We start from the raw sequence: 8,642 nt of genomic DNA, 5'->3' as shown, positions 1-8,642 counted from the left end.
TTGTGCTCTACCAGCTGAGCTATTCCCGCTTTAGCGTCGATTGTTTGCCTCGACGCGGATCAGCATTCTACTCATGCCCCCTGGTCTGTCAACCCATTTTCTCTGTTTTTTCAGGGTCTTGGACGTGAACGTCGGAACTGCGGCGCCGCTGCCTTCAGATACAGGAACATCGACCATAATGTAAGCAACATGGCCACGTACAGGCAAAGGTAACTCAACCAGAGGATCGGCGTCATCACCATGCCACCCCCAACGTCGTAGCCGGGCTGGACCGCCAGCAACAGGGTAATGGCCACCATTTGGGTCACCGTCTTTATTTTGCCAATGGCGCTGACCGCCACCTTGGCCCGCAGGCCCAGCTCCGCCATCCACTCCCGTAGCGCGGACACGGTGATTTCCCGGCACACGATGACCATGGCCGGAGCGGTGAGCCAGAGCGTGGCATGCTGTTGCACCAGCATCAGCAAGGCCACCGCCACGATCAACTTATCCGCCACCGGGTCCAGAAAGGCGCCAAAAGGACTGGTTTGCCCCAGTTTCCGGGCCAGGTAGCCATCCAGCCAGTCGGTCAGCCCGGCGGCCAGAAACAGCACGGCCGCCACCATATTGCTGCCTTTGAACGGAAGGTAAAACGCCGCCACCAGGACCGGAATAGTGGCGACACGGATCAGGGTCAGGATGTTGGGCAGATTCAAAATCGGAGAGTGCGCAGGCATGAACCACTTCGACCGGCTGAAAAAAAACCAGTATAGCCGAATCCCGCCATCTTCTCATTGCCGGACTGCTTTTGTGGGTATGGTGTGTGGCAGCCGCTCAGGCAAGACCGGCTAGCCGTGGAACCAGTCGTATATGGTCTCGGCGGTCTGGGCGTTGACGCCCTCCACCCGGGCCAACTCCTCCTTGGAAGCATTGCGCAATTGCTTGAGGCCGCCAAAATGACTCAGCAGCGCCTTGCGCCGCTTGGGCCCTACTCCCGGAATCTCCTCCAGTCCCGAGCGGCGGGCCTTGGCCCGGCGGGCGCGGTGGCCGGTGATGGCAAAACGGTGAGCCTCGTCCCGGATCTGCTGCAGCAGATGCAGCGCCGAATCGCCGCCGCCGGGCACCAACTCGCGACCGTCGGGCAGGTACAGCGCCTCAAGCCCGGGCTTGCGGGTAGGCCCCTTGCCAATCCCCATGACCAGAATACGGTTATCCAACTGCAAGGACTGGATCACATCGAAGGCGCGCCGCATCTGCCCCTTGCCACCGTCAATCAACAACAGGTCCGGCAAGCGCCCCTCCTCCTTGACCACGCGCTGATAACGGCGGCGGACCGCCTCCTCCAACGCCTGATAGTCATCGCCGCCCTGATCGGGGGTCACATTGAAATGACGGTAATCGCCTTTGCGCGGCCCATGCTGATCGAACACCACACAGGAGGCCACTGCCCTTTCTCCCTGGGTGTGGCTGATATCAAAGCACTCCACGTGGCGGATCGGCGCGTCCGCCTCCAGCAGGGTCTCCAGAGCGTGGAAGCGGCTCTCCAGATGCTCGCGGGCCGCCAGATCCCCGGCGATGGTCTGGTCGGCGTTGGCTTTGGCCATGTTGAGCCAGGCGGACCGCCCTGCTCTGACCCGCCAGGCCAGCCGGATTTGCCGCTGGTAGCGGCCGGTCAAGGCCTCCTGTAGAGCCTCGGCACCGGGAAGTGCCATTGGCAGCAGAATTTCCTTCGGAATCGATTGTTCATCCCGTTCGCCCAGGTAGTACTGGGCCAGGAAGGCCTCCAGGATTTCCTCCTGATTATCCTCACCACGGGTATCCGGACGGAAGCTGCGATGCCCCAGCACCCGGCCCTGCCGGACCATCAGCACCTCGATCACCGCCAGGCCATGACGGGTGGCTATGGCCACCGCGTCCACATTGCCGCTGCCGGCTTCCACATTTTGCTTCTGCTGCACCGCCTGCACCGCGGCCAGTTGATCACGCAACTCCGCCGCGCGCTCGAACTCCAGCCGCTCGGCGGCGGCTTCCATTTCCCGGGTCAGCCGGCGGGTCACCTCACGGCTACGGCCGGAGAGAAAATCTATCGCCATTCGTACCTGGGTCGCGTAATGCTCCTCGGATACCAGATCCACGCAGGGCGCGGTACAGCGATGGATCTGATACTGCAGACAGGGGCGGGAGCGGTTACGGAAGAAGCTGTCGCGGCAATTGCGGATCAGGAACACCTTTTCGATCAGCGCCAGCGTCTCGCGGACACTGCCGGCGCTGGGATAAGGACCGAAGTACTGGGCGCCGGGGCGGCGGCTGCCACGGTGGAAGGTCACCCGGGGAAAGCGGTCCGAGGTAGTGATCTTGATGTACGGATAGGACTTATCGTCCCGCAGCAGAATGTTATAAGGAGGCCGCAACGTCTTGATCAGCGACTGTTCCAGTAACAGCGCCTCCGCCTCGCTGCCGGTGACGGTGGTCTCCACCGCTTCGATCTTGGCCACCAGCGCGCGAGTCTTGGCCGAATCCACGCGCTTCTGGAAATAACTGGAAAGCCGGGCTCGCAAATCCCGCGCCTTGCCCACGTACAGCACGCCTTCTTTGCCATCCAGCATGCGATATACCCCAGGGGTACGCGGGCAATGGGCGAGGAAATGCTTGGCGTCGAAACTGGACAAATTCACTCCGAATCGATGGGCGGCGGGACCAGGAGGCAGCCGCTCGGTATCCCAAGCCAGCCACCCGGAACGCAAAACGCCCGTGCCGGAGCACGGGCGTCGCATAGTTTAGCAAAATCCGAGTTTAGCAAAATCCGGTTGGATTGGCGGATGCCGTTTACAGGGCCACCGCTTCGTGGGCGTTGACCAGGCCATGGCGCACGGCGATCAGCGCCATTTCCATGTCACTGGTGATGCCGAGCTTATCGAAAATCCGATATCGGTAGGTGTTGACCGTCTTTGGGGACAGGCACAACTGATCGGCCACGTCCTGCACTTTGAACCGATTGACGATCATCGTCATGATCTGCAGTTCCCGTTCGGACAGTACATCCAGTGCCGCCGGCGTCGGCTTGTAGGCACGCAACGCCATCGCCTGCGCGATGTCCGGGCTGATATAGCGCTGACCGCTTTGCACCACCTTGATCGCTCGCACCATTTCTTCCAGATCCGCCCCCTTGGTCATGTAACCGGCGGCACCGGCCTCCATCACCCGGGAAGGAAACGGTTCTTCCTCGCAAACGGTTACCGCGATGATGCGAATGCCGTCGTCCTGCTTCATCATTTTACGGGTGGCAACCAGTCCACCCATGCCGGGCATCTTGATGTCCATCAGCACCACGTCCGGTTCCAGATCGCGGGCCAGTTTCACCGCCTCCTCGCCGGAGGCGGCTTCCCCAATGACCCGGATGCCATCCTGGTCACTCAGCATCCGGCTAATGCCGGTACGCACCAACTCGTGGTCGTCCACCACCATTACTTTGATCATCGTCGAATCTCCCCCACGTCGATCCTTGAGTGTGGTTTTTGTTGTCGGAAGTCACCCCGGTTCCCCCCTGGCATGGCTTCCTCTCCATGACTAACAGACAGAGGCCGGACATCCGAAAAGGCCTGTTAAGCCTAACCCGCGACGGCCGCTCTGCCTAGAGAGCGCACCAACATTGAGCGCTTTGGACTTTGGTCGCATTGACCAGCTTCACACTTTGAGGTTAATTCTGTGATGGACATGTCTTACCCGACTGCGCAGCGAATAAGGATTAATCATGAGCGCCATTGTCTTATTGATCCTCGGGCTGGGCGGCATGGCCGCCGGCTACTTTGTCTATTCCCGCTTCATCGCCGATAAAATCTACAAACTGGATCCGAATTTCGAAACACCCGCCCATTCCATGGAAGACGGCGTGGATTTCGTGCCCACCAACAAATTCGTACTTTGGGGCCACCATTTCACCTCCGTGGCTGGAGCCGCGCCCATCGTCGGTCCGGCCATCGCCGTGATCTGGGGCTGGTTGCCGGCGTTTTTATGGGTGGTGTTCGGCACCATTTTCTTCGCCGGTGTCCACGATTCCGGCGCGATCTGGGCCAGTGTCCGCAATCGGGCACAGTCGGTGGGGAGTCTCACCGGCGAAGTGGTCGGCCCACGTGCCCGCAGCGTGTTCATGATCGTTATTTTCCTGGTGCTGTTGATGGTCAACGCGGTGTTCGGCGTGGTCATCGCCCGCTTGCTGATCAACAATCCCGGCGCGGTCCTGCCGGTATGGGGCGCCATTGCCGTGGCGCTGGTGATCGGCCAGATGATCTATCGCTGGAAACTGAATCTGGCGGTGGTCTCCCTGCTGGGCGTGATAGCCCTGTACGCCTTGATCTGGGTCGGCCCATCAGTGCCGGTCACCTTGCCGGAATCCACCTTCGGTCTCTCCGCCAGCGCCGCCTGGATCCTGATTTTGTTCGCCTACGCCGCCATCGCCTCGCTCCTGCCAGTGTGGGTGTTGCTGCAACCTCGTGATTACATCAACGGACTGCAGCTCTTTGTCGGCCTGATCCTGCTTTATGGCGCCATGCTGATCGCCAATCCGACGGTGGTGGCCCCGGCGTTCAACGTCGACGTCCCGGCCGGCACACCGCCTCTGCTGCCCCTGCTGTTCGTAACCATTGCCTGTGGCGCGATCTCCGGGTTCCATGGTCTGGTCGCCTCCGGCACCACGTCCAAACAGCTGAACAAGGAAACCGACGCTCGTTTCGTCGGCTATTTCGGCGCCATCGGTGAAGGGGCTTTGGCGCTGGCCGCGATCCTCGCCGCCACCGCCGGTTTTGCTTCTCTCGCTGAATGGCGTGAAATCTACTCCGCCTTCGGCAAGGGCGGTGTGCAGGCCTTCGTCGACGGTGGCGCCGCCATCCTCAGCGCCGGTACCGGCATCAACGCCGCGGTGGCCGGCACCATGTTGACCGTGATGGCGGCCCTGTTCGCCGGCACCACCATGGATACCGGCCTGCGTCTGCAGCGCTACATTTTCCAGGAGTGGGGAGAAATCTATAACCTCGCCTGGATGCGCCGCCCGCTGCCCGCCACTCTGCTGGCGGTGGGCGCCTGCGTACTGCTGGCCTTCGGCGCCGGCGGCGCGGACGGTTCCGGTGGTCTGTTGATCTGGCCGCTGTTCGGCACCACCAACCAACTGCTCGCCGGGCTCACTCTGCTGGTGGTCACGGTAATGCTGGTGCGGCTTGGCCGCCCCACCCGCTACACTCTGGTGCCGCTGGTATTCCTGCTGGCCATGACGCTGGCGGCGCTGCTGATCCAACTGCGCGGCTTCTATGAGAAGCAGGACTGGTTCCTGCTCACTCTGGACCTGGTGGTCCTGGTGGCGGCGGTGCTGGTGACCCTGGAATGTACCGCCAGTCTGCGTCGCCATAAGAAAGCCCGGGAAGCCGAGGCGGAAGGATGAAAGCGGTGACTCTTCTCGGCAATCTCAAGCGTTGGTACCGGCGTGCCGGGGAACTGGGGGCGGAGTATTACAACGCCCCCTACCGGTCCGCCATTGCCCGCGCCCGCCGGGATGAAGATAATCTGTTCATGCTCATGGTCTTCTCCGAGACCATGGGCATTCCCAATCCGGCCAGTTGGTATACGCTGGAACTGCAGCCACTGCTGATGGAGCGATTCCACGATTGGCACCGGCGCATGGGCATGCCCCATTCACCTCTGGATAATTTCCGTTGTTGCTGAGCGCTGTCGCCGGCAAGTTCGTCAACGAGACTCACCACAATGCCGGAACTCAATCTGCATGACCTTCTGAGCCAGCACCGGCAGTTGATGGTCGGTGGCAAGGGCGGCGTGGGCAAGACCACGGTGGCTTCCGCGCTGGCCCTGGCCGCCGCCAATCTTGGCCGCCGCACGCTGCTGGTATCCACCGATCCGGCCCACAGCCTGGCCGACGCTTTTGACCGCGAGATTGGCAATCGGGAACAGGCTCTGGCGGTCAATCTCACCGCCCTGGAAGTGGATCCCGAACAAGAGGTCGACGAGCATCTGCAGCGGGTGCGCGCGCAAATGGCCCGGTTCGCCAGGCCCGATCAGCGCTCGGCCATGGAGCACCAGCTCAAACTCAGCCGTCAGGCGCCCGGTGCCCAGGAAGCGGCGCTGCTGGAACGTCTCACTACTATTATGGAAGAGGCTCGCGAGCGCTTTGACCTGGTTGTTTTCGACACTGCCCCCACCGGCCACACCTTGCGCCTGCTGAGTTTGCCGGAGGTGATGGCGGCCTGGAGCGAGGGACTGTTGCGGCAACACCGCCGCTCCGAACAGTTGGGCAAGGTATTATCTCACCTGACCCCTGGCCGCGATCTGGACAGCCCGGTCAACACACCGGAAGAGCATCAACTGGCCGGCCTGGACGACCGCACCCGCGATTTAGCCGCGCCTCTGATCGAACGCCAGCGCCGCTTCCAGAAAGCCCGCCGTCTTCTCTCCGACCCCGAGCACAGCGCTTTTCTATTCGTCCTCACACCTGAGCGCCTGCCCATTCTGGAAACCGAGCGGGCCGTGCACAGTCTCAAGGAGGCCGGCATCCCGGTGGCCGGCGCGGTGGTCAACCGCGTGCTGCCGGACGGCGCCGAAGGGGCCTTCTTCCAGGCCCGACGTGAGCGCGAGCAAAGGATGTTGCAGGAGCTGGCGCAACGGCTGGACCCGCTGCCCCGGCGGCAAGTACCCTTGTTCGTCGATGACATTCAGGGACGGTCGGCACTGGAAGCTTTTGCTTCCCGTCTGCTGAGCACTTCTTAGACGTATTCAGCGCAGATTTTTTTGCCCGTTAACGGATATCCCATGGCTCTGCACACCTGGTTTGCTTTCTTCGTGGCCTGCTGGCTGATCTGCCTGTCACCCGGCGCCGGGGCTGTCGCCTCCATGTCCACGGGTCTGCGCTATGGTGTTCTACGCGGGGGCTGGAATATCCTGGGTCTGGAGCTGGGTCTGGTGCTGCAGATCGCCATCGTCGCCGCCGGTGTCGGCGCCTTGCTCGCCACCTCGGCCCTGGCCTTTGCCTTGATCAAATGGTTCGGGGTCGCCTACCTGCTTTACCTGGCGATCAAACAGTGGCGTGCCCCCACCCAGGACTACGATACCCTTGGCGACGACCATCAGGGGCGCCGCCGTAGTGTGCTGCTGATTCGGGGCTTTCTGATCAACGCCAGCAATCCCAAGGCCGTGGTCTTCCTGCTCGCGGTCCTGCCCCAGTTTCTCGATCCCTCACGGCCCATGGCTCTGCAATACGCCATCATGGGGCTGACCCTGATTACCGTGGACGTGGTGGTGATGGCCGGCTACACCGGGCTGGCCGCCCGTGCGCTCAAACTGCTGCGCAGTGCCCGCCAACAGCGGCTGGTGAACCGCGGCTTCGCCGCCCTGTTCGCCGCCGCCGCCAGCCTGCTAGCCACCGCCCGCCGGGCAGCGGTCTGACCGCGCTACTCGTTGCGCATCAGGAAAGAACCGCGACCGGTGGCCAGCTTGCGGCCTTCGGCGTCGAGCACATCGGCGCTGCCGACCATGACCTTGCGGCCGGCCTTGATGATCTCGCCACGGCAGACGATCTCCCCCTGCCCGGTGGGCCGCAGGAAGCTGACATTGAGATCCACCGTGATCGGGCCGGCGTCGCGCTGATGGTGAGCACGCACGCAGGTGCCCAGCACGGTGTCGATCAACACGCAATAAATGCCGCCATGTACCATGCCGTAGGCCTGTAACAGCTCAGGAGTAACCGGCAGGGCGATCTCGGAACCGCCGTCGTCGTTGACCCAATTGATCTTGATGCCAAGGTGGCAACGGAATGGATTGTTGTTGGTCCAGTTGATTTCGTCTTCGCGAGTCCAGCTCATTAACCTGCGCGCTCCTGTCTGCTTGGCTGAAAAAGGAAAATGGCCGTTGCGGCCAGCATCCGAACCGGCGCATTGTATACTGTATACAGTAGACGGACCACGCTGGCCGCCGCTCCCTTGCACCGGGCCGGGAGCGGGTAAATCCTGTAAACTCCCGCCATCACTCGGGAAAACACTGTCTTAGCGTTTGAGAAACACACTATGCCGCGAACCCAAACCGACCCTTTCGCTCCCGTCCGCCGCCGCTCCATGGAGGAGGAAGTCTACATACGCATGCGCGAAGCGATCCTGCGCGGGGACATCGCCGGCGGCGAACGCCTGGTGCAGGAGGACCTGGCCAAGCGTTTCGGTACCAGCCGCATCCCGGTGCGTGATGCTTTACGCCGGCTGGAGGCGGATGGCCTGGTGGAGACCGAGGGCCGGGGCGCTTATCGGGTCAGTTCCTTCGGCGTCGATGACGTCAAGGAGATCTACGCCCTGCGCGAACTGCTGGAAGGCCATATGGTGGCCCAGGCCTGCCCCCAACTCGGCGACGAGGAACTGGACGAGCTGGAGCAGTTGCAACAGGACATGGACCAGGCCGCCGATGATGGCGACTCCGCTGCCTATGTGGCGCTCAATCAGCGTTTTCACCGGGTGCTCTACGATGCCGCCAATCAGCCGCGCACCCAGAAAATCGTCCTCACCCTCTGGCAGGGGGTGCCACCACTGACGCCGATTACCATCGAAAATCGCATGGCGGAATCCAGCCAGGAGCACTGGGCCATCGTCCGGGCATTACGCGCCGGTGACGCCGCCGCCGCC

At 62.2% G+C, this 8,642-nt stretch carries 9 protein-coding genes; 5 read left to right on the top strand and 4 right to left on the bottom strand.

Annotated elements, in window-relative coordinates; translation table 11 throughout:
* Positions 1 to 110 precede the first annotated feature (110 nt).
* From pgsA to uvrY, 3 genes are all read right to left on the bottom strand, one after another.
* On the bottom strand, positions 111 to 716 hold the full coding sequence (gene pgsA, locus MA04_RS21345; protein WP_163127132.1) for a CDP-diacylglycerol--glycerol-3-phosphate 3-phosphatidyltransferase: 606 nt from the start codon (positions 714 to 716) through the stop codon (positions 111 to 113).
* A 111-nt stretch (positions 717 to 827) separates the two neighbouring features.
* On the bottom strand, positions 828 to 2,648 hold the full coding sequence (gene uvrC / locus MA04_RS21340; RefSeq protein ID WP_262462754.1) for an excinuclease ABC subunit UvrC: 1,821 nt from the start codon (positions 2,646 to 2,648) through the stop codon (positions 828 to 830).
* Between the two features lie 157 nt (positions 2,649 to 2,805).
* On the bottom strand, positions 2,806 to 3,456 hold the full coding sequence (uvrY, locus tag MA04_RS21335) for a UvrY/SirA/GacA family response regulator transcription factor (RefSeq protein WP_014994378.1): 651 nt from the start codon (positions 3,454 to 3,456) through the stop codon (positions 2,806 to 2,808).
* A 274-nt stretch (positions 3,457 to 3,730) separates the two neighbouring features.
* Here uvrY and MA04_RS21330 point away from each other — a divergent pair, with 274 nt between their 5' ends.
* From MA04_RS21330 to MA04_RS21315, 4 genes are read left to right on the top strand one after another with little or no spacing between them, the layout of a single operon-like run.
* On the top strand, positions 3,731 to 5,410 hold the full coding sequence (locus MA04_RS21330) for a carbon starvation CstA family protein (protein ID WP_262462750.1): 1,680 nt from the start codon (positions 3,731 to 3,733) through the stop codon (positions 5,408 to 5,410).
* Positions 5,407 to 5,691 carry a cory-CC-star protein gene (locus tag MA04_RS21325; RefSeq protein WP_262462748.1) on the top strand — a complete coding sequence of 95 codons (285 nt, stop codon included), beginning with the start codon at positions 5,407 to 5,409 and terminating at the stop codon, positions 5,689 to 5,691. Before MA04_RS21330 ends, MA04_RS21325 begins: the two co-directional genes overlap by 4 nt.
* A 39-nt stretch (positions 5,692 to 5,730) precedes the next feature.
* The gene (locus MA04_RS21320) at positions 5,731 to 6,747 is read left to right on the top strand and encodes an ArsA family ATPase (RefSeq protein WP_262462746.1); all 1,017 of its coding nucleotides are present in this window, start codon (positions 5,731 to 5,733) and stop codon (positions 6,745 to 6,747) included.
* 42 nt (positions 6,748 to 6,789) lie between these two features.
* On the top strand, positions 6,790 to 7,422 hold the full coding sequence (locus MA04_RS21315) for a LysE family transporter (RefSeq protein ID WP_262462745.1): 633 nt from the start codon (positions 6,790 to 6,792) through the stop codon (positions 7,420 to 7,422).
* Between the two features lie 5 nt (positions 7,423 to 7,427).
* Here MA04_RS21315 and MA04_RS21310 read toward each other — a convergent pair whose 3' ends face one another.
* Positions 7,428 to 7,838: a PaaI family thioesterase gene (locus tag MA04_RS21310; RefSeq protein ID WP_163127127.1), complete on the bottom strand. Its 411-nt coding sequence runs from the start codon at positions 7,836 to 7,838 to the stop codon at positions 7,428 to 7,430.
* A gap of 201 nt (positions 7,839 to 8,039) precedes the next feature.
* Here MA04_RS21310 and MA04_RS21305 point away from each other — a divergent pair.
* Positions 8,040 to 8,642, top strand: a 603-nt coding sequence (locus MA04_RS21305) for a GntR family transcriptional regulator (RefSeq protein ID WP_262462744.1), incomplete at its 3' end; no start/stop codon positions are given.

The sequence above is a fragment of the Alloalcanivorax balearicus MACL04 genome (assembly GCF_025532145.1).
Classification (GTDB): Bacteria; Pseudomonadota; Gammaproteobacteria; order Pseudomonadales; family Alcanivoracaceae; genus Alloalcanivorax; species Alloalcanivorax balearicus.
Note: the sequence above shows the minus strand (reverse complement) of the source record. Positions and strands in the feature narration are given on the sequence as shown.